Here is a 21,161-nt window from a genome sequence, read left to right as displayed (position 1 = left end):
CCGTGACTCCCCCCTTGGCAGTCACGGCACCGGTCACGTCAAGGATCAGACCCGCTGCCAGAGCGCCGGGACGTTCGGCGGCTCCCAGCCCGTCTGGGCCTGGTGCCCCTGGATGCAGCGGTAGGTCGAGCCGCCGTGGGTGACGGTGGCGCCGGCCGCGTAGACGGTGCCGGCCTTCCAGGTGCCGCCCGGCTCCGGCTCGGGGCCGGGCCCGGGGCCGGGGTCGCTTCCGCTGACCTTGAGGGTCAGCCCGTACGCCGACAGGATCGGGTTCAGCGGCTGGAAGAAGGTGGTCCCGCCGCTGGAGCAGTTGCCGGAGCCGCCCGAGGTCACGCCCTGTGCCTGGCTCCCGGAGATGTAGGAGCCGCCGGAGTCGCCCGGCTCGGCGCAGACCGTCGTACGGGTCACGCCGGAGATGGTGCCCTCGGGGTAGGTGACGCTGGTGTTGTGCTGCTGGATCGTGCCGCAGTGCCATCCGGTGGTCGAGCCGGACCGGCACACCGACGCCCCGACCGGCTGCAGCACCGAGCCGGCGACCTGCACGTTCGCGCCGCCGCTGCCCTTCACGTACGGGGTCGAGGACCAGTTGGCGTTGGCGGCGACCCAGGCCATGTCGTTGCCCGGGAAGACCGAGGCCTGGAAGGAGCCCTGGGCGACCTGGTTGAACCCGGTGGTGGTGGTCCCGGCGCGCCCGCAGTGCCCGGCGGTGGCGAAGCCGTTCACGGCCCCCTTGGTCACGGGGAAGCCGACGGAGCAGCGGCCGCTGCCGTTCATGTAGTAGGCGTCACCGCCGCGCAGGTCGTGGAGCGGCCGCGGGGCCTCGGCCGTACCCACGACCGTGACCAGGGCCGCGTCGGTACCGGTGGCAGCCAGCAGCCGGGCGGCGGCCCCCGCCTCGGCCTCCTCGACGACCAGGGTGTTGGAGCGCGGGTCGACGTAGCGGACGGGGGTCGCGGGGCCCGCGGCCCGGTCCAGGGCGGCCTTGGCGCCGTCGAGGTCGGCGAGGGTACGGGTGACGAGCCTCGCCCGGGCCCCGGTGGCCCGTATCGCGGCGGTGTCGGCGGCCCGGGTGGTCGCCACGGTGAGTACGGCGGAGTCGGCCCCGTCCACCCAGGCCCCGGCGAAGGCGGCGCCGAGCCGGTCCCGGAGGCGGGCGGCGGTGGCCCCGGCCTCGGCTTCGTGTGCGAGACGGGCCTTGGCCTGCGTGGGGGTCAGGCCGAGGTCGCGCTGCATGGCGGCGAGCAGCTCGGGGGCCGCGTCGGCGGTGCGCAGGGTGGCGGCTGCCGAGGGCACTGCGGGGGCGGGGTCGGCGGTGGCGCCGCCCGTCCCGGCCAGCAGCAGCCCGGCGGCGGCCAGGGCGGTACACGCCGCGCGGGCGTGTCGCTTGAGCATGGGGGATCTCCTCGGTTTCCGGTGGGGGTCTGCGGAAACCGTAGAAATCCGAACCTGCCCGCGGGAGCTGCCGGTTGGCCCCTCCCCCGGTGTTATGCCCGGGGCCCCGCGGCGCCGACGTGCGTTCATGGGGCGGCGGCCGGAGTATGGGGCCAGGGGAATACGTAGGAGGTACGCGATGGTCAGTGAACCCGACGAGCAGCCCACGCGGTCGGACCGGCTCTTCACGGGCGGGGAACGACCGTACGACCCCGAGGACCTCGTGATGGCGACAGGCCACGACCCGACTCCGGAGCGGGTCGAGAAGGCCCGCAAGTTGATCGAGAAGGAGGGCCCGCAGGTCATCGAGCGCTACCTTCCGTAGCCGCCCGAAGGCTGCCCCACCCGCCCCCGGCGGTCCTGCCGGGGGCGTCCTGCCGGGGGCGTGCCTTCAGCCGGCGGCACCGTCCCACCTTTCGTCTCGCCGGCGTTCGAGGCGCGGGGTCCGGGGCGGAACCCCGATCCTCCAGCCTGCGTCAGCCCCGCTAAGCGGCGGACGACGGCGCAGCCCTCAGCCCCGACCCCCCGGCCGCCCTCGCCAGAGCCTCCGTATGCGCAGCTCTCGCATGGCCCAGCACCTCCGCAGCCCGCGCGGCGACCCGCGCGGCGGGATGCCACCCGAGCACGTGCCGCCACACCAGCGGCGTCCCGGCGAGCGGCCGCGTCACCACCCCCGGGGTCACTGGGAAAGTGGCCCGGCACAGGCCGACGGCCCGCCCCACCTGCACCAGGTGCACGCAGGAGGCGGTGTCGGTCTCGTAGACGCAGGCGGGCGTGAATCCCGCCCGCACGCAGGCCGCGGCAAAGCAGTCGCCGAAGCATCCGTCGCCCGGGACGTCCGTCCACGCCTCGGCGGCCAGCTCGGCCAGCTGCACCGACTCGCGCGGGGCCCGGGCCAGGGCCAGCGGGTGGTCCTCGGCCAGCATCACGTGCACCGGGTCGCGCGCCACCTCCATCCAGGCGAGCCGTCCCGGCTCGGGCGGCGCGCTCTCCCCGCAGACACCGACCAGCGCGAAGTCCAGCCGCCCGTCGGCGACACTCCCGGCGACCTCCTTCTCCGACCAGGAGGTGTACGTCGTCACCGGCACACCCGGCTCCCCGTGCGCGAGCCGGTCCACGAGCCCCCCGAGCAGCGGCCCGTGCGTCCCGCCGAGCCGGTAGCCCGCCGCCGCCCCCTGCCGGGCGAACCGCTGGGCCTCCTCCTGGAGCTCGCACACCGCGGGCAGCAGCACTCTCGCCCGCTCCAGCACCAGCTCCCCGAGCGCGGTGGGCCGTACGCCCTCCCGCCCGCGCACGAACAGCATGCCGCCCAGCGCCCGCTCGATCCGCTTCAGCTGCGTACTGAGCGCGGGCTGCGCCAGGCCGAGCGCGGTGGCGGCCCGGGTCAGGCTCCCGGCGTCGGCGACCGCCCTGACGATCTTGAGATGCCTCAGCTCCAGATCCATACGAGGAGCTTGGTTCAGACCTATAGACGTGCGCTACGGGTCGTACGCATCCAGAATCGTTAATGCTCGTTAGCCGCCAGGGGGCCACAACCCTAAGGACAGGTAAATGCACACACTCGAAGTCGACTGGGACCACCCCACGGACCCGCGACCCGGTCCGCAGCTCGACCATGTCCGCGCCTACGTCAGCACCGCCGGCGCCGACGGGCACCTCTGGCACGGAGTCCCCACCCTGCTGCTCACCACGCTCGACCGCGCCACGGACACCACGGCACGCACCCCGCTGATCTACGGCGAGGACGCGGGCCGCTTCCTCGTCGTGGCTTCCGCCGACGGCGCCCCGGACCACCCCCACTGGTACCTCAACCTCACCGCCCACCCGGAGGTCCGCCTCCAGGTCGGCGCCGCCGCCTTCGAGGCGACGGCGCACACGGCCACCGCGACGGAGCGGGAGGTGTACTGGGAGATGATGACCGCCCTCTGGCCCCCGTTCGAGGACGACCAGGCCGCCGCCCGCCCCCGCGAGATCCCCCTGGTGATCCTGGAACGCCACCCGGGCCGCTAGGACGTGCCCTTGCGGGGCTCGTCCCGGACCTCGAACCGCACCGAGCGCACCCTCAGGTGGTCGGTCGCGGGCCGACCCAGGGGGCGCAGCCGCCACTGGGACCCGGCGCAGTCGGCGTCGGCGTAGACGGTCGCCCAGGAGTCGGTCTGGTTCTGCGGGGCGTAGCCGGGCTCCACGTCGTCGGAGCCGACGGCGTAGAGGTTGATGCACTCGCCGCTGTCCGGGTCGTCCAGGATCACGCGCTGCTCCTGGCCGAAGTCGTCCGTGTACTTGTAGTGGAACTGCCCTTCGGCGGCCAGGGCCGACCCGGGCAGGGCGAGGACCAGCGCGCAGGCTGCGACCGCGGCGGCCGCGGCATTGCGGAGCTTCATCGGGAAAACCCTTCGGAGGGGACCGGGAGATCTGCGGGCACGACCCTACGGACGCCCACCCCCGCAGAATCGATCCTCCGGAACCGCTCGGCGTGGCGGCGGATCAGCCGTGGTCGTAGACGGTCACGGCCACGTCCCGCTCGCACAGCGCCCGGGTGATCAACGGCTCGACCCGCGACCAGCGGCCGCCCGCGAGCCCGCAGCCGATCCTCGGCATGTGCACGCCCGCACCCAGCTCCACGGCATGCCCGGCCAGCGCGGCCAGGCAGCGCCCCAGGGCGTCGTAGCGGATCGGCGGCCCGCCGCTCCCGGTGCGCATCCCGCGCTGCCCGACCATGTTGGCCACCCACACGTCGGGCTTCACCCGCACCACCTGCACGGCGCCCAGCCCGAAGTCGTTGCCGCTGCGCCCCCGATGCCAGGCCCGGTACGCGGCCTCCGGCTCGGGCCACCGCTTGGAGAGGGCCAGCACGAAGCCCTTCCCCCACCCGCCGAGGTCGTTGCAGACATGGGCAATGATCTTGGGCCCCGCGGCCTGGGGACTCGTAGCGTCCCCGGCAATGATCCTCAACGCCTTCATACCCCGAAGGTAAACCGCCCCGCCGACAATGCCGCGCGCAGTAGAGGGGGCTGACCGGAGGCGGTCCGACACCCGACGGGGCGGGGGGAACGCAGGGGCGGGGGGAACCGCGGGGCGGGGGGGAACCGCGGGGGCGGTGACGCGGGAGCGGGGTGTGAGCGGGGCGGGATGGCTGAGCGAGGGGCGGCGGCGCGGGGGCGGTGTCTGAGCGGGGCGGCATCACAGTTGTGCTGGGGGTTTCCCGTCCGTCCTATCGTCTTCCGGTTCGTGCCGGTCCCTCAAGGGCGCTCCTTCCTCGCGTCGCTTCGCGATGTCGCTGCGCTCCACCCTTGACCGCCCGTCCCGCCCCGGAAAATCGAGGACAGCCGGGAAGCCCCCAGAAGAACGGGCCGGGGGGAGAGACAGAGGGACGGGCACATCAGTGAGGGGCGGGGCGGTCGGGGGGACGCCTCAGATCGCTACACGGTCCTGCCCGACGGCGTCCGCAGGCCTCTTGGGCTGGGCATAAGCCGCCTCAGATCGGTACGAGCTTCTCGATCACGCGACTGCAGACCGTCTGGGGCTGGCCATAAGCCGCAGACGCTCTGATGCGCCCAACTTGGACGGCGTCTGCGGGCGGTCTGGGGGGAGGAAAGGCGTCAGATGACGGCTGAGGCGATGCCCATCCAGGTCTGAGCGGGCAGGGACCCCAAAGAGGCTTCCATTTGCACCAATTGCCCTTGTTTGGGCGTGCGGTTGTGACCTTGCTTTGGTCTTGATGGGGGTTGGCATCGGCTCAGCCGGTGGATCGACCCTCCCGCGCGACGGGCGGACGCCAACGATCACCACCCGGCGCGTCAGTCCAGTGGGAGAGCCTGATGCGCCGCGACGATGGCATCGATGCGGTGCGCCAGACGCCAGCGGCATCGAGGGCGAGCTGATGGCCGTAGTCAACGAGGACGTCTCGAACTCGGTGCACCCCCACTGGATGGAGCTGGCCCACATCCGGGGGCCGTCCGGCCGCGAGTTCTCCACCGCAGTCGACAACATCGAGTCAGCCGAACTCCACCCGGGTCAACGCACCTGACCAGCCCCAGACAGTCCGCGGACGCGTGATCGAGAAGCGCCTCGCCATCGCTGGCGGCCTATGCCCAGCCCAAGAGGCCTGCAGACGCCGTCTCGGGGAAGCGTGTAGCGATCGATGGCGGCTTATGCCCAGCCACAGAGGCCCGCAGACGCCGTCGGACAGGACCGCGTAGCGATTTGAGGCGCTCCCCCGACCACCCCGTCCATCGCTGATGTGCCCGAGGGTGTCTTCTCCCCCGGCCCGTTCTTCTGGGGGCTTCCCGGCTGTCCTCGATTTTCCGGGGCGGGACGGGCGGTCAAGGGTGGCCGAAGGCCATCGCGAAGCGACGCGAGGAACGAGCGCCCTTGAGGGACCGGCCCGACACGGAAGACGATAGGACGGACGGGAAACCCCCAGCACAACCCTGATACCGCCCCACCGAAACACCGCCCCACACCACCGCCCCGCGCTCCCCGGCCCCGCCCCGCCGGCTTCCGCCGCCCTTCGATCCCGCCGCGTACGTGGAGCCCGTACCCCTCAGAGGTACTCCCGCGCGAACTCCACCGCCCACTCGACCGCCGCCACCGGGACGCTGCCCGCCGCGGGGTCGATGGTCAGGCGGGCGTCCTCCCAGCCGCGGCCGTGCTCGCGGAAGATGGCGAAGTGCCCCTCCTCCGGGGTGCCCTCCGGTCTGACCAGGAACTCGATCGCCCGGTCGTCGCCATCCGTGCCGATCGTGGTGATCGCCATGTCACCGACTAGGAACTCCACTGCCCCGCGCCCCTCACTCGCCACTCGCCGCCGGTCGGGCATGCTCGTATCGCTCGTATCGCTCGCATCGCTCGCCCTCGTTCAGGACTCCAGCCTCCACCGCGGGCCCGGCGGCCGCATGAGTGCGCGTACTCAGCCCGCGTACTCAGTCCGGGTACGCGGCCCGCGCGCTCGGCCCGCGCGCTCGGGCGCCCCCGCAGCCCCTCCACCCCCAAGGTGACGAGGGCAACACGCACCCCTCCCCCTGCAGTGCGCCTCACCCATTCCGCAGGCCGAGCACGGCCGCGGCCCCGGATTCCAAGGGAAGAGCGCACACCCACCCGCCCATCACACCAATCGGGACAAAACGACCTTGGAGTATCCGGGTGAAAAGGCAGGTCGCGCCCACACCCGGGCCCGTAAGCTCCCGTCATGCAGGTGATCCAGTCAACCAAACTCGCCAATGTCTGCTACGAGATCCGCGGCCCCGTGCTCGAAGAGGCCATGCGGCTCGAAGCAGCAGGTCATCGCATCCTCAAGCTCAACACCGGCAACCCCGCGGCCTTCGGCTTCGAGTGCCCGCCGGAGATCCTCGAGGACATGCTCCGCAACCTGGGCACCGCCCACGGCTACGGCGACGCGAAGGGCCTGCTGTCCGCGCGCCGCGCGGTCATGCAGCACTACCAGACCAAGGGCATCGAGCTGGACGTCGAGGACATCTACCTCGGCAACGGCGTCTCCGAGCTGATCACGATGTCGATGCAGGCACTGCTCGACGACGGCGACGAGGTACTGGTCCCGGCACCGGACTACCCGCTGTGGACGGCATCCGTCTCCCTGGCCGGCGGTACGGCCGTGCACTACCGCTGCGACGAGCAGGCCGACTGGATGCCGGATCTCGCCGACATCGAGCGCAAGGTCACCGACCGCACCAAGGCGATCGTGATCATCAACCCGAACAACCCGACCGGCGCCGTCTACGACGAGGAGATGCTGCGCGGGCTGACGGACATCGCGCGCCGCCACAACCTGATCGTCTGCTCGGACGAGATCTACGACCGGATCCTCTACGACGGCACCAAGCACGTCAACACGGCCGCCATCGCCCCGGACGTCCTGACGCTGACCTTCAACGGCCTGTCCAAGAACTACCGGGTCGCGGGCTACCGGGCCGGCTGGATGGCCGTGTGCGGCCCGAAGAAGCACGCCACCGACTACATCGAGGGCCTCACGATCCTCGCGAACATGCGCCTGTGCGCGAACATGCCCTCGCAGCACGCGGTGGCCACCGCACTCGGCGGTCGGCAGTCCATCGAGGACCTGGTCCTGCCCGGCGGGCGGATCCTGGAGCAGCGCAACGTCGCGTACGACCTGCTCACCCAGATCCCGGGCGTCTCCTGCGTGAAGCCGAAGGGCGCGCTGTACGCCTTCCCGAGGCTGGACCCGGCGGTCTACAAGATCAAGGACGACCGGCAGATGGTCCTGGACCTGCTGCGGGCCGAGAAGATCATGGTCGTGCACGGTACGGGCTTCAACTGGCCCGAGCCCGACCACTTCCGGATCGTGACCCTGCCCAACGCCAAGGACCTGGCCGACGCCGTGACCCGGATCGGGAACTTCCTGGACGGCTACAGCCAGGCCTGACCACCTGCCGACCCCGGCGCGCGACGCCGACGCGCGGACGCCGGGGTCGGACAGCAAGATCAGGACGCCGGACCGCGCACACTCGGACAACAGCAGGATTCAGCTCAACTTTAGAACCAATCCAATGTAGGATGGTCTCCTGACCACGCAGGAGGCCTCCGCATGTATGAGCCGATCCGCACGAAGCCGGTCGTCCAGCGCATGGGCGGCACCACGGTCGACTACCCCCACAGCAGCCGCGGCGAAGCACTGGGAATCCAGCTCGCCGGCCACCTCGCGGCCCTGCTCGCCGTCACCGACGAACTCGGGCTCGACGAGGCCGCCGCCGAGATCGCCGCCCAGGTGACCCGGCTGCGCGGGGACCAGCCCGCCCGGGCACCCCGGGGTCCTATGGGGGGCGCCGCCGCGCTGCACCAGCGCGCGCACGACCTCGCCGCCCGCGCTCTCCTCGTCGCCGCGTCCCGCGCCGACACCACCGTCGCGATCCTCGCCGCCGAGCGCATGGACGCGCACGCCGCCGCCCTGGAGTCCCTGGACCTGGCCGGCGCCCTCTAGACGGCCCCGGTCCGGGGCCGCGGAGGCTCCGGACCGGGCGCCATACCCTCGCGAACTGCCCTTACCGGGCGCGCCGCCGCTCGTCGCGCGACCAATGAATTGGACAGATCCCGAGCTGCCGAACACGATGTTGGCTGAAACATCGCGGCAGCACGGGGGAGGCCGCTCATATGAACCATCTCCTCCACTCCGCTTCGTCCCCGATCGAGCACCCTGGAGAGATGCGCCAATGAGCTTCGGCGATCCGAACAACCCGTACGGCCAGCAGCCCCCGCAGGGCCAGCCCGGCTACGGCCAGCAGGCCCCGCAGGGCGTTCCCCCGCAGTACGGCTACCCGCAGCAGCCGGCGCCGGGCGCGGCCCCCCAGTACGGCTACCCGCAGCAGACCCCGCCGCCGCCGGCCTACGGCGCGTACCCGCCCCCCGGCATGCCCGGGATGCCCGGCGGGATGCCGCCGCTGGCCCACTGGGGCCTGCGCTTCAGCGCGTACCTCCTCGACGCCCTGATCATCGCCGGCCCGATGTACGCGCTCACCGGCATCGGCGTCGCGATCGACGGCGGCGAGGGCGGCGTCGGCGCGGTCCTCGGCCTCGTCGGCTTCCTGTACGCGATCGGCATGCTCTTCTTCCAGCTCTACAAGGAAGGCACCACCGGCCAGACGATCGGCAAGAAGGTCGTCGGCATCAGCCTGCACCGCGAGGCCGACGGCGCCACGCTCGGCTTCGGCATGGCCTTCGTCCGCAAGCTGGCGCACTTCCTCGACAGCATCTCCTGCTACCTCGGCTGGCTGTGGCCGCTGTGGGACGCGAAGAAGCAGACCTTCGCCGACAAGGTGTGCAGCACCGTCGTCGTCAAGGTGAACCGGAACGGCTGAGCGGCCACCGGCCACCGGCACCACAGCCACCGGCCGCACCGGCCCACCGGCAGCACAGCCACCGGCCGCACCGCCCCACCGGCCCCACCGGCTACGGAAGCCCCGGTGCCGGGGTCGCCTGCGTGAACTCCGCGCCGGCGACCCCGCACCAGGGCACCGTCCCCACCGGCCACACCGGGCCGACCGCCTCCCCGTACTCGGTCGCGCCCGGGGCCACGCCCGGGATCCGCACCAGCGCCTGGGCGGCCCGCCGCCCCGGATCCGCCTCGGCCCGGTCGCGGAACTCCACCGTCACGACGTACGCGCCTGCACCCTCCGCCCGCCCGGTCGCCTCCACCGCGGCCGCCACCCGCCGGCTGGCCGGATCGACACGGCAGCCGGTGACCCGTACGTCCTGGACCGCCGCCCGCGGCGGCGCCTCCTGCGGTTCCCCGCCGCTCGCCCACACGTACAGGCCCAGCGGGGCGAACACCAGCAGCCCGGCGATCGTCACCAGGCCGACCAGCCAGCCCTGCCACTTCAACGCGCTCACGCCCATGCCCCCGATCCTCCCGGGCGGCCGCCCCGCCCACCAGCACCCGCGAACTCACACAGCATTTCGAAGTGGGACCGCCTGGACACCTGACGTTCACTCAAGACGGCGCGGAATGTGGGTTTCCGTGAGCACGCTGCACCCGTGAGACGCATCCTAGGAATCCTCCTGGGCCTCCTCCTGATCGGCGGCGTGCTCTACGTCGCACTGCAGGGGCGGGAACACCCCAGATCCACGGCAACGAAGACCGTGCGTGGCGTCATCGGTTCGGAGAAGTCCGACTTCTTCCGCGACCCCGACGTCGTCAAGGCCCTTGCCGCCAAGGGCTACATCGTGAAGACGGAGACCTCGGGCTCCTGGGCGATGGACCAACTCGCCCTGAAGGAATTCGACTTCGCCTTCCCCGGCAGCAGCGAACCCGCCAAGGAGGTCGCGGCGGCCGCCGGGCTCAAGGGAGCCCAGGAGACCAAGCCCTTCTACTCCCCGCTCGTCGTGATCGCCAGGCCGGAAGCCGCCCGGGTGCTGGCCGCCGGCGAACTCGCCACCATGACCGGCAAGAACTCCGGGACCCTGCTGATGGGCCCCTTCCTCAAGGCCGCCGCCGAGGACCGCACCTGGCAGCAGCTGCCCGGATCCTCCGCCCACGCCGAGCTGACCGGCACGGTGTTCGTCAAGACCACCGACCCGGCCTCCTCCAACTCCGGCGCGCTCTTCCTTGCCGCCACCTCCAACGTCGCGAACGGCAACAGCGTCGTCTCCGACGACGCCGGGATCGAGCGCACCGCGCCCCTGATGCACAAGCTGATCTCCGTCCAGGGCGCCCTGGAGACCAGCAGCGACGACCCCTTCCGGGCCTTCATCAGCGGCAGCGGCGAACCGCTGATCCTGGTGTACGAGTCCCAGGTCGCCTCGCTGCTGCTGCAGAAGCAGAACCCGGGCGAGATGGTGGTGCTCTACCCGGACACCACCGTGAACACGGCGCACACCTTCGTACCGCTCAGCGACGACGCGAAGGAGCTGGGCGCGCTCCTGGCCACCGATCCGCGGCTGCGCGAGCTGGCCGTGCTCCGCGGGTTCCGCCCGCAGGACGGCGTGGCCGAGTTCACCGCCGCCACCGCCCCGCACGCCGGCTACCTCAACCCGGGGCTCACCGGGATCCGCCAGGTCGGCACACCCACCGTCAAGATCCTCATGGCGCTCGCCCAGCGCGCCAAGGGCTAGGGGGACTTCAGACCCATGACTTCGACACCTCCCGGGGACACCCCGCTCGTCCTCAGCGCCCCCGAGCCCGTCGCCCCCGTCCGCAAGGAGCAGGCCGCCGGACTCGTACCGCTCCAGGACGGCGTCCGCGACGAGATGGCCCGCCGGGCCGGGGAGTACGTCGGCTCGCTCGCCGGGATCGACGCCCGCTCCCCCGAGTTCGCGCAGCGCATCGGCGAGATCACCGCACTCGGCTCGTCCGACGTCCGCACCGCCGCCCAGCAGTCCAACCGGATGCTGGAGCGGGCCGTACGCTCCCTCGGCTCCGACGGCGGCGGCGACGCCCAGGCACGCGTCGCCGGTTCCCTGGTCGAGCTGCGGCGCACGGTCGAGGACCTCGACCCGCGGGACGCGCCCGCCAAGGGCGCCCGCAGGCTGCTGGCGAAGCTGCCGGGCGGCAACCGGTTCCGCGACCACGTGGCGAAGTACGCCTCCTCGCAGGCCACCCTGAACCGGATCGTGGGGGCGCTGCGCAGCGGCCAGGACGAGCTGCGCCGCGACAACGCGGCCCTGCACACCGAGCGCTCCCGGCTGTGGGAGACGATGGGCAGGCTCCAGGAGTACGCGGTGCTCACCGAGGCTCTGGACGGCGCCGTCGCCCGGCGGGTCGCCGAGACCGAGCCGACGGACCCGCAGGGAGCGGACGCGCTGCGCGCGGACGTGCTCTTCCCGGTCCGGCAGAAGCACCAGGACCTGCTGACGCAGTTGGCCGTCTGCGCCCAGGGCTACCTGGCGATGGACGTGGTCAGGCGCAACAACGACGAGCTGATCAAGGGCGTCGACCGGGCGGCCACGACCACCGTCTCGGCGCTGCGCATCGCGGTGATGCTGGCGTCGGCGCTGGAGAGCCAGCACAAGGTGATCGAGCAGGTCAACGCCCTGAAGGGGACCACGGAGGACCTGATCCGCGGCAACGCCGAGATGCTGTCCGCGCAGAGCGGCGAGATCCAGCGGATCGCGGCGGATCCGGCGGTGGGCGCACAGACCCTGCGGACGGCCTTCGCGCAGATCTACAAGACGCTGGACGCGATCGACACCTTCAAGGTGCAGGCAGCGGAGAACATGGCGGCGACGGTGGAGTCCCTGGCCGGTGAGCTGCAGAGCGCGTCGGCGTACCTGGAGCGGACGCGGACCGCCGGTGCCCTTGAGGGCGGTGCCCTGTGAGCGCGGCCGGGCGGGCCGTCCCGGGCGTGGCAGGGGCTCTGCCCCTGCCCCCGCGGCCGGGGCGCCGGCCGGCCCGGACGGGCCTCGCGCTCGCGCTCGCCCTCGCCGTGCTCGCGGCGGCGACGGCCTGCACCTCCGACGAGCCCGCGGGGCCCGCGGAGACGGCCTACCAGGAGGGCACCCTGCGGGTGTTGGCCTCCAGTGAGCTCGCGGACATGGAGCCGGTGCTGGAGCAGGCCCGGAAGGCGACCGGGGTCACCGTGAAGCTGACGTGGTCCGGGACGCTGGACGCCGCCGAGCAGGTCGCCGCCGGGCAGGCCGACGGCCGGTACGACGCGATCTGGCTCTCCTCCAACGACTACCTGCGGCTGCGCCCCGAGGCCGCCGGGAAGCTCTCCAGCGAGACCCCGGTGATGTCCTCGCCCGTCGCCCTCGGGGTGAAGCCGGAAGCACTGGCCCGGCTCGGCTGGAAGCCCGGGGAGGTGACCTGGCCGGCGGTGCACGAGGCCGTCGCCGCCGGGAGGCTGACGTACGGGATGACCGACCCGGTGCGTTCCAACTCCGGCTTCTCGGCGCTGGTCTCGGTGGCCTCGGGGCTGTCGGGGGCGCAGGCGGCGCTGAGCGACGCGGACGTGAAGGCGGCGACGCCCCGGCTGAAGGAGTTCTTCGCCGGGCAGAAGCTGACGTCGGGCTCCTCGGGCTGGCTCGTGGCCGCGTACGGCAGGCGCGGGGACGTGGACGCGCTGGTGAACTACGAGTCGGTGCTGCTGTCCATGAACCGTGACGCGAAGGGCTCCGGAGCTCCACTGACGGTGGTCCGGCCGCGCGACGGTGTGGTCACGGCCCACTACCCGCTGACCCTGCTGACCTCGGCCCCGGCCGGGGCCCGTGATGCGGGGCGGGCGCTGACGGACTGGCTGCGCGGCCCGGAGGCGCAGCAGGCGATCACCGGGCAGACCTTCCGCCGGCCGGTCGCGGCCGGGGTGGCGCCGGCCGCCGGGCTGGACCAGGACAAGCGGCGCGAGCTGCCCTTCCCCGGCTCGCGCGTCGTCGCCGACGGGCTGCTGGCCAGTTACGAGAACGAGCTGCGCCGGCCGTCGCGGACGGTGTACGTGCTGGACACCTCGGGTTCGATGAGCGAGGAGGACCGCATCGGGCGGCTGCGGTCGGCGCTCACCGACCTGACGGGCACGGGCACTTCGGGTACGGGGCGGCGCTTCCGGGACCGCGAGGAGGTCACGCTGCTGCCGTTCGGGTCGAAGGTGAAGGAGGTGAACACCCACGTGGTGGAGCCGGGCAATCCGGGGCCCGCCCTGGACGCGATCCGCCGGGACGTGAAGTCGCTGGAGCCGGACGGCGGGACGGCAATCTACAGCAGCCTGGAGGCGGCGTACGAGCAGCTCGGCAAGGGCAGCGCGGACGCCTTCACCTCGATCGTGCTGATGACGGACGGCGAGAACACCGAGGGCGTCGGGGCCGAGCACTTCGACTCCTTCTACGCGAAGCTGCCCGAGGCGCAGAAGCGGACGCCGGTCTTCGCCGTGCTGTTCGGCGACTCGGACCGCAAGGAGCTCACCCGCATCACCGAACTGACCGGCGGGAGGCTCTTCGACGCCACCGGCGGGAACCGTTCGCTGGCCGGAGCCTTCGAGGAGATCCGTGGCTACCAGTAGGGCGACCGGGGTGACGAGGGCCCTGACATACCTGGAGTCGAGGAAGAACCTGACCGGCTCCGTCTGCGGGGTGGCCGGGCTGGCCCTGGCCCTGGCCGGGGTGGCCGGCGCGTACTGGCCGCTGGTGGTCGCCGGGCTGTATGGGGCGGGCGCGCTGATCGCCCCGCCGGAGCGGACGGCGCCGCCGCCCTTCGATCCGCGTGAGGAGCTCGGCGTGCTGCGCGAGGACTTCGGGAGGCTGCGCGGCTACGTCGCCGAGGTGGAGCTGCCGTCGGGGCCCGGGGAGGCGCTCGCCGGGCTGCTGGAGCTGTACGGGGCGCTGCTGGAGCCGGGGTGGGTGGCGGATGTGCTGGCGGCCGAACCGGAGGCGGTGCACGCGGTGTCCCGGGCGGTCCGGCAGGACGTGCCGGAGAGCGTGGACGCCTATCACCGGACCCGCTGGTGGAGCCGGATGGCGCCGGGCGGCGAGTCGCCGGAGCGGCACCTGGAGCGGCAGCTGGGGCTCCTGCGCGAGGAGGCGCAACGCGTAACGGCGGGCCTCCACGAGGTGGAGGCCCGCCGTCAGCAGACGCACACGACCTACCTGGAGGAGCGCGGACGCTCCTGACAGGGCAGGTCGGTGCTGCGGTGGGCGCCGCTTGGTCGGGGGCTCCCACAGCGGTGGGACGCCGCTTGGTCGGGGGCTCCCACGTTCATCGGCCCTTGTTCAGGGCGTGCCCTTCCTCAGGGCGTGTCCCGGCTCAGCCCAGGCGCTCCACGAGGGCGTGGTACTGCTCCCACAGCTCCTTGGGAGTGTGGTCGCCGTAGGTGTTGAGGTGCTCGGGGACCAGGGCGGCCTCCTCGCGCCAGACCTCCTTGTCGACGGTGAGGAGGAAGTCGAGGTCCTCGGCCGGGAGGTCCAGGCCGTCGAGGTCGAGGGAGTCCTTGGTCGGCAGGATGCCGATGGGGGTCTCGACGCCTTCGGCGGTGCCGTCGAGGCGGCCGACGATCCACTTCAGGACGCGGCTGTTCTCGCCGAAGCCGGGCCACACGAACTTGCCCGCGTCGTTCTTGCGGAACCAGTTCACGTAGTAGATCTTCGGGAGCTTTGCGGCGTCCGCGGAGGCGCCGACCTTGACCCAGTGGGCCATGTAGTCGCCCATGTTGTAGCCGCAGAACGGCAGCATGGCGAAGGGGTCGCGGCGCAGCTCGCCGACCTTGCCCTCGGCGGCGGCGGTCTTCTCGGAGGCGATGTTCGAGCCGATGAAGACGCCGTGGTTCCAGTCGAAGGACTCGGTGACCAGCGGCACGGCGGAGGCGCGGCGGCCGCCGAAGAGGATCGCGGAGATCGGGACGCCCTTGGGGTCCTCCCACTCGGCGGCGATCGTCGGGCACTGGGAGGCCGGGACGGCGAAGCGGGCGTTGGGGTGGGCGGCCGGGGTCCCGGACTCCGGGGTCCAGTCGTTGCCCTTCCAGTCGATCAGGTGGGCGGGCGCCTCTTCGGTCATGCCCTCCCACCAGACGTCGCCGTCGTCGGTGAGCGCGACGTTGGTGAAGACGGTGTTGGCGTACATGGTCTTCATGGCGTTGGCGTTGGTGTGCTCGCCGGTGCCGGGGGCGACGCCGAAGAAGCCGGCCTCGGGGTTGATCGCGTAGAGGCGGCCGTCCTCGCCGAAGCGCATCCAGGCGATGTCGTCGCCGATGGTCTCGACCGTCCAGCCGGGGATCGTGGGCTCCAGCATGGCGAGGTTGGTCTTGCCGCAGGCGGACGGGAAGGCGGCGGCGACGTACTTGGTGTCGCCCTCGCCGGCCGGCGGGGTGAGCTTGAGGATCAGCATGTGCTCGGCGAGCCAGCCCTCGTCGCGGGCCATGACGGACGCGATGCGCAGGGCGTAGCACTTCTTGCCGAGCAGGGCGTTGCCGCCGTAGCCGGATCCGTAGGACCAGATCTCACGGGACTCGGGGAAGTGCGAGATGTACTTGGTGGTGTTGCACGGCCACGGCACGTCGGCCTCGCCCTCGGCGAGCGGAGCGCCGAGGGTGTGGACGGCCTTGACGAAGAACCCGTCGGTGCCGAGCTCCTCGAGGACGGCCTTGCCCATGCGGGTCATGGTGCGCATGGCGACGGCGACGTAGGCGGAGTCGGTGATCTCGACGCCGATCGCGGAGAGCTCGGAGCCGAGGGGGCCCATGCAGAACGGGACGACGTACATCGTCCGGCCCTTCATGGAGCCGCGGAAGATGCCCTTCTCCCCCGCGAAGATCTCCTTCATCTCGGAAGGAGCCTTCCAGTGGTTCGTGGGGCCCGCGTCCTCTTCCTTCTCGGAGCAGATGAAGGTGCGGTCCTCGACGCGCGCGACGTCGGAGGGGTCGGAGGCCGCGTAGTAGGAGTTCGGGCGCTTCGTCTCGTCGAGCTTCTTGAACGTTCCCTTGGCGACGAGCTCCTCGCACAGGCGCTCGTACTCGCCCTCGGAGCCGTCGCACCAGACGACGCGGTCCGGCTGGGTGAGGGCTGCGATCTCGTCCACCCAGGAGATCAGCTCCTGGTGAGTCGTCGGGATGGTGGGAGCCGCGTTGTCGCGCGCCACGATTGCTCCTTGTTGAGGGGTTTGTTTGGTGTAGGCCCCGTGGGGGCTGCGACCCGGACGCTTCGCGCTCCGCTCATCCGGTGTCGACCGCACTCATCTGATCATCCGGTGGATGTGCGCATATGTCCAGAGGGCCTCTCACGTGAGCATTGCCACGTCCGTCAATCTTCCGTAAAGAGGATGAGCAGAAACCTACGGGCCCGTAGGTAGCATGGCGCGCATGACTTCTGACGCCGCCGCCGTCCCCTCCCCCGAGGCCGCCGCGGCCTCCGAGGCTTCCCCGGTCGTCGAGGCCGCGGAAGCCGTCGAGTCCGCGATCGAGGCCAAGCCGCTGCTGCGCGGCTGGCTCCACCTCGGCATGTTCCCCGCGGTGGTCGTCGCCGGCCTCGCGCTGATGGCCTTCACCGACTCGACCCGCGCCCGCGTCGCCTGCGGCGTCTACATCCTCACCGCCTGCCTGCTCTTCGGCGTCAGCGCGGTCTACCACCGCGGGACCTGGGGCCCGCGCGGCGAAGCCATCCTGCGGCGGCTCGACCACGCCAACATCTTCCTGATCATCGCGGGCACCTACACCCCGCTGACCGTCCTGCTGCTCCCGCCCTCCACCGGCCGGACCCTGCTGTGGGCGGTGTGGATCGCGGCCGCCGCCGGCATCGCCTTCCGCGTCTTCTGGGTCGGCGCCCCGCGCTGGCTCTACACCCCCTGCTACATCGCCATGGGCTGGGCCGCGGTCTTCTTCCTGCCCGACTTCATGCGCACCGGCGGCATCGCCGTCCTCGTCCTGGTGATCGTCGGCGGCCTCCTCTACAGCGTCGGCGGGGTCATCTACGGAATGAAGCGGCCCAACCCCTCCCCCCGCTTCTTCGGCTTCCACGAGGTCTTCCACTCGCTGACCCTCGCGGCCTTCGTCGCGCACTACGTCGGCATCTCGCTCGCCGCCTACCAGCACTGAGCCCGCCGGAGGGGCCCGGCCGCACGCTGGCGGCCGGGCCCCTCCTTCGTGCCCCGCGTTCAGCAGGCGCGGCCGTCGCCGTCCGGGTCCAGCCGCAGCGGATCACTGCCGTTGACCTTCAGGCGCTTCGGGTACTTGTGGGAGGCCAGCCACTCGCAGCGGGCCTTCGTCGTCGCCTCCACCCCGGCCGGGAACCGGGTCGGCACGCACACGTTGGCCGTGCCGTAGTGCCGGTCGCAGCCCGCCACGCTCGGCGCGACCGGGACGGAGTCCCGCTTCGCCGGGTTCTGCTTGGCCGGCCCCAGCCTGTCCGCGAAGGCGTGCTCGTGCGCGGACGGCTGCTCCTGGGCCGCGGCCAGCGCGGACGGACCGCCCAGGTGCACCCACGTCGCGATCGACGGGACGCCGTTCGCGTCGACCGCGAAGAGCATGTACCAGCCGGGCGGCGCCAGGTTGGGGTTGCTCGTGACGTTCAGGTCGACGGTGGTGCCGTCCACCGTCATCGGCAGGTCCACGAACCGCTGGTTCGGGTCCGAGGAGTGCGTCACCGCCGCCGGGCGGATCAGCTCCGCCTTGGCGATCGGCCGGTTCACGGTGATCCGCTGCGTGTCCCCGTACACCCACTGCGTGTCGATCACCGAGGTGATCTGCGGACGGGCGCCCTTGAACAGGTACGGCGGCGTGTAGATCGACACGTTGTGGTTGTAGGTGCCGTTGCCCGGGTTGTCGCCCACCGACATGACCCGCCCGTCGGGCATCAGGAACGACGCCGAGTGGTAGGTCCGCGGGATCGGGTCGGTCGCCAGGCCCGCCTGGTAGCTGTTGGTGGCCGGGTCGAAGAACGAGGCCTCGAAGACCGGGTCGGCCCGGTCGTGCAGGCCGCCGCCCGTCTCCAGCACCTTGCCGTCCGGCAGCAGCACCGCCGAGACGTACATCTTGCCCTCGGCGCCGGTCTGCGGCCGCTTCCCGGTGCCCGTGTCGACCAGGCCCTGGGGCAGGTCCGGACCGGCCGTGTAGGCGGGGCTCGGCTGCTTCAGGTCGATGATGTCGGTGATCCGGTTCGCCGCCGGATTGCGCTCGTTGTTGCCACCGCCGATCGTCAGGACCCGCTGGTCCTGGGCCGGGGGCAGCAGCACGCTCGCCGACTCGTCCCGCTCGTCCTTGTTGCGCAGGCCCGGCACGTCGGTGATGGTGTTGGCGTCGTAGTCGTAGATCGAGGCACCCGTCCCCGGGGTGCCGTTGCCGAAGGTGTGGCTGCCCGAGTAGAAGAGCCGGCCGTCCTGCATGAGGATCATCGACGGGTACAGGCCCCAGTACGACCAGGTCTGGTTGACCTCGTTCATCGGCAGCCACTTGTTCTGCGCCGCCGAGAACTTCTCCGCGGTCACGTTCCCCGTGGAGTCCTCCTTCAGCCCGCCGAAGGAGATCACGTCACCGTTGCCGAGGACCGTCGCCGACGGGTACCAGTGCCCGCCGTTCATGTCGTTCGTCCTCGTGTACGTCTCGGTGACCGGGTCGAAGGTGTACGAGTCCTTCAGCCCCTGGTAGCCGATCGAACCGTCGGCCGACGGATAGCCCTTGTTCCCGCTCATCACCAGCACCCGGCCGTCCGACAGCTGCACGTGACCCGCGCAGAACATGTCGACCGGCGTCGGGATCGTCCTGAACGACCCGTTCGCGGGGTCGTAGACGGCGGACGTGAAGGTGCCCGCGTCGAACTGGGCGATGTCGTTGCCCGAGCCCGCGATCAGCAGCACCTTGCCGCCCCCAGAGCCTCCGGCCTGGGAGGTGCCCCCGTTCAGCACGACCGCGTGCATGGAACGCACCGGGTTCTGGGCCGGGATCACCTGCCACCTGCCCTTCGCACACTCCTCCGCCGTACCCGAACAGGCCGGCTGCGCAGGCACCGACCCCACCTCCTCCAGCGCGTAGTCGTCCGTGGTGAGCGTGCCCACCCCGTACACCGACAGACCCCAGGCGATCTTGTCCGTGTTCGGCGGGACGACGGGCGTACGGACCTCCGTACGCGTCCACCCGGCACTCACGGGCGGATTCTGCAGGTCGGTCCAGTACTGCCAGCCCGACGTCGTGTCACGGCGGAACACCGTCACCGACACGTCCGGGGTGTTCGACTTGTACCAGGCGGACAGGTCGTACTGCCTGCCCGGCGTCACCGTCGGCGCGCACGTGTTGTTCTCGGTGACCAGCGCCTTGCGGTCACCGTCCACCCGACGGGTCAGGGACACCCTCATCGCCTTGGTGCCGCTGTGCGCGTCGGCGACGGTCGCGAAGGTGAAGTCGTTGTCGCCCCAGCCGGACTTGGACCAGCAGGACGGCATGTCGGAGCCGGCGGCGCCGGCGGTCTCGAAACCGGGGTTGGAGAGCAGATTGGGCGGACCGGCCGTGGCCTGCTGCGGTGCGGTGAGCAGCAGACCCGCGGCCATCGCCCCGACGGCGAGCAGTGCGGCACGCCGCCCCGCCCTCCGCCGAAAGGTCGGACGCATGGAAAGGTTCCTTTCTGTGCGGCTCAACTCCTGCGGTGACGCCCCGACTCGGACGGGGACGTATCGGCCGGGGACGCAACGGCCGGGGACGTGCGGCGCGGCAGGTACACCAGGGCCTCGGTCGCCGCGAACCGCAGGACGAAGGTGGTCACCAGCGCCAGCGCCGTGGCGGGCAGCACCCCCATCCCCAGCTGGGCGACGAACACCGCGATCAGCGGGATCCGCAGCAGCAGATCGGCATTGGCGAGCAGCGCGAACCGGCCCACCCGGTCCGCCCAGTGACGGTGCCGGCGCCGCTCCCGGAAGAGCAGGACCTCGATGAGGACGAAGTTCCACAGCACCCCGGCCTGGTTCGCGACGATCTCCGCCGGGAGGTAGTGCATCCCCGCGCCCGTCAGCATCCACAGCACCGCCAGGTTCGGCACGAAACCCGTCAGCCCGATCAGCCCGAAGCCGATCATCCGCGCCGACGGGGCCGCCGAACGCAGCGACCCCAGGTGCACCAGGAACCGCATGCCCTCACGCGCCGTCGACTTCGACTCCCCCGCGAAGCGCTCCTGGAAGACGAAGGGCACCTCCGCCACCCGGGCCGGGCGGCAGCGCACCGCCAGCTCCAGCAGGATCTTGTAGCCGAGCGGTTCGAGGGCCCCGGCGGTCACCGCCGAGCGGCGCATCGCGAAGAAGCCGCTCATCGGATCGCTGATCCCGCGCAGCGCCCGCGGGAAGAGCCCCTTCGCCAGCCACGTCGCACCGCGCGACACCGCGACGCGATGGCTCCCGGCGAGCCCGGCCCGGCTGCCGCCGCTGATGTAGCGGGAGGCGACCACCAGGTCGGCGCCGGTGCGCTCGCCCTCACCGACGAGCTCCGGGACGAGGTGGGGCGGGTGCTGCAGGTCCGCGTCCATGACGACGATCCAGTCGGTGTCCGCCCGCCCGATCCCCTCCACGACCGCCCCGCCGAGGCCGCCCTCGGCGACCTCCCGGTGCAGGACCGACACCGGGAAGGGATGGTCGGCCGCGGCCTTCTCGATGACGGCGGGGGTGTCGTCGGTGGAGTCGTCCACGAACAGCACCGCGCAGGGCCGGTCACCGGGGAGCGCCTGCCCGAGCCGGCGCAGCAACTCCACTATGTTCCCGGCCTCGTTGAAGGTCGGGATGATGAGGGTGACACTGCCGGCCGGCACATGCGAAGCATGTCGCTCCGCATCGACCGGGGCGCGCAGGGACCACAGGTCCTCGCTCATGGCGG

General features: G+C 71.7%; 20 protein-coding genes. 11 read left to right on the top strand and 9 right to left on the bottom strand.

Translation table 11 applies throughout. The annotated features are described in order from the left end of the window. Window positions 1-45 precede the first annotated feature (45 nt). Window positions 46-1,392: a carbohydrate-binding protein gene (locus tag E6U81_RS10930; protein ID WP_136229852.1), complete on the bottom strand. Its 1,347-nt coding sequence runs from the start codon at window positions 1,390-1,392 to the stop codon at window positions 46-48. 178 nt (window positions 1,393-1,570) lie between these two features. On the opposite strand from E6U81_RS10930, the gene E6U81_RS10925 reads away from it, so the two are divergent. Further along, window positions 1,571-1,756 (top strand): hypothetical protein, encoded by a 186-nt coding sequence (locus tag E6U81_RS10925; RefSeq protein ID WP_030034983.1) that lies wholly within the window; start codon window positions 1,571-1,573, stop codon window positions 1,754-1,756. 160 nt (window positions 1,757-1,916) lie between these two features. On the opposite strand, the gene E6U81_RS10920 is transcribed toward E6U81_RS10925, so the two are convergent. Further along, the gene (locus E6U81_RS10920; RefSeq protein WP_136229851.1) at window positions 1,917-2,876 is read right to left on the bottom strand and encodes a LysR family transcriptional regulator; all 960 of its coding nucleotides are present in this window, start codon (window positions 2,874-2,876) and stop codon (window positions 1,917-1,919) included. Between the two features lie 106 nt (window positions 2,877-2,982). Between E6U81_RS10920 and E6U81_RS10915 the strand changes: the two genes are divergently transcribed. Next, a complete protein-coding gene (locus E6U81_RS10915; RefSeq protein WP_136229850.1) occupies window positions 2,983-3,441 on the top strand; it encodes a nitroreductase/quinone reductase family protein in 459 nt (152 codons plus the stop codon). Here the strand turns inward: E6U81_RS10915 and E6U81_RS10910 are convergent. Together E6U81_RS10910 and E6U81_RS10905 are read right to left on the bottom strand one after the other, a co-directional pair. Beyond that, window positions 3,438-3,812, bottom strand: coding sequence for a hypothetical protein (locus E6U81_RS10910; RefSeq protein WP_136229849.1), 375 nt, complete (start codon window positions 3,810-3,812; stop codon window positions 3,438-3,440). The genes E6U81_RS10915 and E6U81_RS10910 overlap by 4 nt on opposite strands. A 103-nt stretch (window positions 3,813-3,915) precedes the next feature. Continuing rightward, window positions 3,916-4,392 carry a macro domain-containing protein gene (locus E6U81_RS10905; protein WP_136229848.1) on the bottom strand — a complete coding sequence of 159 codons (477 nt, stop codon included), beginning with the start codon at window positions 4,390-4,392 and terminating at the stop codon, window positions 3,916-3,918. An 844-nt stretch (window positions 4,393-5,236) separates the two neighbouring features. Between E6U81_RS10905 and E6U81_RS10900 the strand changes: the two genes are divergently transcribed. Further along, window positions 5,237-5,458 carry a hypothetical protein gene (locus tag E6U81_RS10900; RefSeq protein WP_136229847.1) on the top strand — a complete coding sequence of 74 codons (222 nt, stop codon included), beginning with the start codon at window positions 5,237-5,239 and terminating at the stop codon, window positions 5,456-5,458. 516 nt (window positions 5,459-5,974) lie between these two features. Here the strand turns inward: E6U81_RS10900 and E6U81_RS10895 are convergent. After that, window positions 5,975-6,187 (bottom strand): hypothetical protein, encoded by a 213-nt coding sequence (locus tag E6U81_RS10895; protein ID WP_031149837.1) that lies wholly within the window; start codon window positions 6,185-6,187, stop codon window positions 5,975-5,977. A 432-nt stretch (window positions 6,188-6,619) separates the two neighbouring features. Between E6U81_RS10895 and E6U81_RS10890 the strand changes: the two genes are divergently transcribed. The 3 genes from E6U81_RS10890 (at window position 6,620) to E6U81_RS10880 (ending at window position 9,260) form a co-directional block, all read left to right on the top strand. Continuing rightward, window positions 6,620-7,831, top strand: a complete 1,212-nt coding sequence (locus E6U81_RS10890) for a pyridoxal phosphate-dependent aminotransferase (RefSeq protein ID WP_136229846.1) — start codon at window positions 6,620-6,622, stop codon at window positions 7,829-7,831. Between the two features lie 162 nt (window positions 7,832-7,993). Continuing rightward, window positions 7,994-8,386: a hypothetical protein gene (locus E6U81_RS10885; RefSeq protein ID WP_136229845.1), complete on the top strand. Its 393-nt coding sequence runs from the start codon at window positions 7,994-7,996 to the stop codon at window positions 8,384-8,386. A 229-nt stretch (window positions 8,387-8,615) separates the two neighbouring features. Beyond that, the gene (locus E6U81_RS10880; RefSeq protein ID WP_136229844.1) at window positions 8,616-9,260 is read left to right on the top strand and encodes an RDD family protein; all 645 of its coding nucleotides are present in this window, start codon (window positions 8,616-8,618) and stop codon (window positions 9,258-9,260) included. Between the two features lie 91 nt (window positions 9,261-9,351). Here E6U81_RS10880 and E6U81_RS10875 read toward each other — a convergent pair whose 3' ends face one another. After that, entirely contained in the window at window positions 9,352-9,792 is a 441-nt protein-coding gene (locus E6U81_RS10875; RefSeq protein ID WP_136229843.1) for a hypothetical protein, read from the bottom strand. 144 nt (window positions 9,793-9,936) lie between these two features. Here E6U81_RS10875 and E6U81_RS10870 point away from each other — a divergent pair, with 144 nt between their 5' ends. From E6U81_RS10870 to E6U81_RS10855, 4 genes are read left to right on the top strand one after another with little or no spacing between them, the layout of a single operon-like run. Then, window positions 9,937-11,013 carry a substrate-binding domain-containing protein gene (locus E6U81_RS10870; protein ID WP_136229842.1) on the top strand — a complete coding sequence of 359 codons (1,077 nt, stop codon included), beginning with the start codon at window positions 9,937-9,939 and terminating at the stop codon, window positions 11,011-11,013. A gap of 15 nt (window positions 11,014-11,028) precedes the next feature. After that, on the top strand, window positions 11,029-12,216 hold the full coding sequence (locus E6U81_RS10865) for a toxic anion resistance protein (RefSeq protein WP_136229841.1): 1,188 nt from the start codon (window positions 11,029-11,031) through the stop codon (window positions 12,214-12,216). Window positions 12,217-12,260: 44 nt separating this feature from the next. Next, window positions 12,261-13,889, top strand: a complete 1,629-nt coding sequence (locus tag E6U81_RS10860) for a VWA domain-containing protein (RefSeq protein WP_136229906.1) — start codon at window positions 12,261-12,263, stop codon at window positions 13,887-13,889. Beyond that, complete coding sequence (locus E6U81_RS10855) at window positions 13,876-14,496, top strand: hypothetical protein (protein WP_206309895.1); 621 nt, start codon at window positions 13,876-13,878, stop codon at window positions 14,494-14,496. The genes E6U81_RS10860 and E6U81_RS10855 overlap by 14 nt, the downstream gene beginning before the upstream one ends. 133 nt (window positions 14,497-14,629) lie before the next feature. On the opposite strand, the gene E6U81_RS10850 is transcribed toward E6U81_RS10855, so the two are convergent. Further along, a complete protein-coding gene (locus E6U81_RS10850) occupies window positions 14,630-16,456 on the bottom strand; it encodes a phosphoenolpyruvate carboxykinase (GTP) (RefSeq protein WP_136229840.1) in 1,827 nt (608 codons plus the stop codon). Between the two features lie 211 nt (window positions 16,457-16,667). On the opposite strand from E6U81_RS10850, the gene E6U81_RS10845 reads away from it, so the two are divergent. Further along, window positions 16,668-17,408, top strand: coding sequence for a hemolysin III family protein (locus E6U81_RS10845; protein WP_206309894.1), 741 nt, complete (start codon window positions 16,668-16,670; stop codon window positions 17,406-17,408). Window positions 17,409-17,467: 59 nt separating this feature from the next. Here the strand turns inward: E6U81_RS10845 and E6U81_RS10840 are convergent, their stop codons facing one another. Then, window positions 17,468-19,912: a galactose oxidase-like domain-containing protein gene (locus E6U81_RS10840; RefSeq protein WP_240803755.1), complete on the bottom strand. Its 2,445-nt coding sequence runs from the start codon at window positions 19,910-19,912 to the stop codon at window positions 17,468-17,470. Window positions 19,913-19,935: 23 nt separating this feature from the next. Continuing rightward, window positions 19,936-21,156: a glycosyltransferase family 2 protein gene (locus E6U81_RS10835; RefSeq protein ID WP_136229839.1), complete on the bottom strand. Its 1,221-nt coding sequence runs from the start codon at window positions 21,154-21,156 to the stop codon at window positions 19,936-19,938. Window positions 21,157-21,161: the final 5 nt, after the last annotated feature.

It is taken from the genome of Streptomyces sp. A0592, assembly GCF_004795115.1.
Taxonomy (GTDB): Bacteria; Actinomycetota; Actinomycetes; order Streptomycetales; family Streptomycetaceae; genus Streptomyces; species Streptomyces erythrochromogenes.
The sequence above is the reverse complement of the archived record's forward strand: the minus strand, read 5'-3'. Positions and strand labels throughout refer to the sequence as shown.

Coding starts and splice junctions, on each gene's coding strand:
- E6U81_RS10895 (WP_031149837.1), bottom strand. CDS start 6,187: ATGGCGATCACCACGATCGGCACGGATGGCGACGACCGGGCGATCGAG.
- E6U81_RS10920 (WP_136229851.1), bottom strand. CDS start 2,876: ATGGATCTGGAGCTGAGGCATCTCAAGATCGTCAGGGCGGTCGCCGAC.
- E6U81_RS10915 (WP_136229850.1), top strand. CDS start 2,983: ATGCACACACTCGAAGTCGACTGGGACCACCCCACGGACCCGCGACCC.
- E6U81_RS10925 (WP_030034983.1), top strand. CDS start 1,571: ATGGTCAGTGAACCCGACGAGCAGCCCACGCGGTCGGACCGGCTCTTC.
- E6U81_RS10905 (WP_136229848.1), bottom strand. CDS start 4,392: ATGAAGGCGTTGAGGATCATTGCCGGGGACGCTACGAGTCCCCAGGCC.
- E6U81_RS10840 (WP_240803755.1), bottom strand. CDS start 19,912: ATGCGTCCGACCTTTCGGCGGAGGGCGGGGCGGCGTGCCGCACTGCTC.
- E6U81_RS10910 (WP_136229849.1), bottom strand. CDS start 3,812: ATGAAGCTCCGCAATGCCGCGGCCGCCGCGGTCGCAGCCTGCGCGCTG.
- E6U81_RS10890 (WP_136229846.1), top strand. CDS start 6,620: ATGCAGGTGATCCAGTCAACCAAACTCGCCAATGTCTGCTACGAGATC.
- E6U81_RS10835 (WP_136229839.1), bottom strand. CDS start 21,156: ATGAGCGAGGACCTGTGGTCCCTGCGCGCCCCGGTCGATGCGGAGCGA.
- E6U81_RS10865 (WP_136229841.1), top strand. CDS start 11,029: ATGACTTCGACACCTCCCGGGGACACCCCGCTCGTCCTCAGCGCCCCC.
- E6U81_RS10880 (WP_136229844.1), top strand. CDS start 8,616: ATGAGCTTCGGCGATCCGAACAACCCGTACGGCCAGCAGCCCCCGCAG.
- E6U81_RS10885 (WP_136229845.1), top strand. CDS start 7,994: ATGTATGAGCCGATCCGCACGAAGCCGGTCGTCCAGCGCATGGGCGGC.
- E6U81_RS10845 (WP_206309894.1), top strand. CDS start 16,668: ATGGCGCGCATGACTTCTGACGCCGCCGCCGTCCCCTCCCCCGAGGCC.
- E6U81_RS10930 (WP_136229852.1), bottom strand. CDS start 1,392: ATGCTCAAGCGACACGCCCGCGCGGCGTGTACCGCCCTGGCCGCCGCC.